Below are 1,569 nucleotides of genomic sequence, written 5' to 3'. Positions count from 1 at the left end.
GGCCGCATGTTCCCGAGCTTGTGCATGCGTGCTTCCACGGCCCGCTCAAAGGCCCGAAGCAGGTCTTCCTCCGTGGGCATGGCCGGGCCACGGTACAGCACCTCGGGCTCCTCGTCGTTCCAGGCGTAGCCTATGGCCAGGATTTCACCCGCCATGGAATCCAGGGCTTGCTTGCGGTATTCGGTCTCCTGGTTTTCCTCCGCCCATGCCCGGATGGACTCGGGCTTTTTGAGCGTCTTGGGGGCGTGGAGTTCCAGCTCCTCGACGCCGGGCATGACAGGGCCGGGGATGGTTTCAATATCAACGAACAGTCTGACCATGGGGGGCCTCCTTGAGGGTGGCGGCGATGGTATTCAGTTCCAAGGCCAGGGAAGCCGCTTTCTCCCTGGCCAGGGCGTCCATGTCCGGGAGCGGATCACCGGGGGCAATCCACACTCCGCTCGTCAGGTCATAGTCGTAGGCCCACATGCGTATCCGTGGCACCCCGTCGCCCATGGAAAGGGTGTCGATCTCGATTTGCACGCGGCGCCTTCCGTCCATGGCCCAGCTCGTGGCACGGGTGATGACGTCATTGACCATGGCCCGCCCCTTCGCCCTTGTTCAAGGCGTCTATGATCCGGCTGGCCTCCTGCATGGTCAGGTTGTCCAGACGATCCACGGCCCGGCCAAGGATGGAGCTGGCGGCCTGAATGGCGTCCAGCCCCTTGCCCTTGCTGATGGCGAAGATGGCCTTGCGCTGGTTCTCCGACGCTCCCCCGCCGTTCTGCCTGGCTGGTGCCGGGTTGCCGGGTGTTGATGTATTGGCCGGTTGGGTGGCGTGTTTGGCCGGTTCGCGGGGTTTTGCAGCTTGAGGTTTTTGGCCGGGGCCACGTCCATGGGCGGCCTCGCCGTCGTCGTCCTCGTCGGCCACGATGCCCACCAGGGAGCACAGGCCATAGCGCCGGGCATAGGTCAGGGCGCTCCCGATGCCCTGGGGATCGGCCTTGACCGGCTTCACGGCCAGCTCGCCCCGTATCCACTCACCGCTTGCATGGGCCAGGGTGGACACCACGCGCACGGTTCCGTCCGTGGTGGGCGTGGTGGTCTGGATGATGGCCAGTCCATTCTTGGCCAGGGGTTCCCGGCACACTTCCCAGCAGGCGGCCAAGTCCGCATAGCGGGAGTTAAAAAACGGGTTGTCGGAATCCTTTTTGGCGGTGGTCATCATGCCTTGGGCCTTGGCCAGGGCCTCGGCCAGCTTGCCAATGGTGGGGCTCTGGGTGGCGAGACAAGGGGCGGTGCCGCCCCCTGCCTCCATGTGGAGGGTGTCCGTCATAGGGTGGCCTCCGGGGTGCATACCAGCCCCAGCAGCGCCCCGCGCACGGCGGCCTCGACCGCGTTCGGGTCCAGGCGGATGATTCTTTTGCCTGGCGCCGACTGGGATGCCGTGGGAGGCTCGGTGCTGGTCTTGGGGGTGGCAGGCGTCGGGGGCATGGGCATCCCGTCCAGGGTCGCGGTGATCTCCCCAATCAAATCCAAAACATCGAACTGGGCCTCTGTCAGGAGCTCGTGGACGAGGCCGTCCTCGCG

The 1,569-nt window shown here is 65.5% G+C and carries 3 protein-coding genes; all 3 read right to left on the bottom strand.

The features are described from left to right. Positions 1-320, bottom strand: a 320-nt coding sequence (locus EOL86_14765) for a hypothetical protein (protein ID NCD26831.1), incomplete at its 3' end; no start/stop codon positions are given. Continuing rightward, positions 301-579, bottom strand: a complete 279-nt coding sequence (locus tag EOL86_14760) for a hypothetical protein (GenBank protein NCD26830.1) — start codon at positions 577-579, stop codon at positions 301-303. The genes EOL86_14765 and EOL86_14760, both read right to left, overlap by 20 nt. Continuing rightward, positions 569-1,336, bottom strand: a complete 768-nt coding sequence (locus EOL86_14755; protein NCD26829.1) for a hypothetical protein — start codon at positions 1,334-1,336, stop codon at positions 569-571. The genes EOL86_14760 and EOL86_14755 overlap by 11 nt, the downstream gene beginning before the upstream one ends. Between the last annotated feature and the right edge of the window lie 233 nt (positions 1,337-1,569).

This window comes from Deltaproteobacteria bacterium (assembly GCA_009930495.1).
Lineage (GTDB): Bacteria > Desulfobacterota > Desulfovibrionia > Desulfovibrionales > Desulfomicrobiaceae > Desulfomicrobium.
The sequence above is the reverse complement of the archived record's forward strand: the minus strand, read 5'-3'. Positions and strand labels throughout refer to the sequence as shown.

What these genes read in the sequence shown, in the direction of transcription:
- EOL86_14760 (NCD26830.1), bottom strand. Translation starts at nt 579, where the DNA reads ATGGTCAATGACGTCATCACCCGTGCCACGAGCTGGGCCATGGACGGA.
- EOL86_14755 (NCD26829.1), bottom strand. Translation starts at nt 1,336, where the DNA reads ATGCACCCCGGAGGCCACCCTATGACGGACACCCTCCACATGGAGGCA.